The following is a 368-nucleotide window of genomic DNA, read 5'->3' as shown; positions in this document are numbered from 1 at the left end:
ACAAAAGTTTTTGAGGCCTGTTTCGTAAACTCATTTCGCGTTATATCGACATCATTCCCGTCTTGACTTCAGTTGATCTACTTTTATTGAATTAATTTCTCCTGATAGTAAATGACACCAGATTTGCCTATATTACTTGAAGTAATTAGTATGATGGAGATTCAATTATTCTTAGTTTTCATGAATGTTCATGTTTTAGTTTTTAAGATTATTTACCAATCTATTTACCAATGTTCACTTAAATTACAATTTAAAACCAGACCGGAACCAGAAACTGCATCAGGCATCAATGCAGTTGACATTATAATAGGAAGAAACTATTTTTTTTACGTTGTTATTTGTTTGGCTGAAGAGTTATTTTCTTTCGG

Annotated in this window: 1 protein-coding gene; it reads left to right on the top strand. The window is 31.0% G+C overall.

What is annotated here, in order from left to right:
• Positions 1 to 111: 111 nt before the first annotated feature.
• Positions 112 to 368: hypothetical protein (locus SB754_RS19450; protein WP_410784046.1), on the top strand; the 257-nt coding region annotated here is incomplete at its 3' end.

Origin of the sequence: Leifsonia sp. SIMBA_070 (assembly GCF_046534635.1) — a bacterium.
Taxonomy (GTDB): domain Bacteria; phylum Actinomycetota; class Actinomycetes; order Actinomycetales; family Microbacteriaceae; genus Leifsonia.
This window is presented reverse-complemented; position numbering and strand designations above follow the sequence as displayed.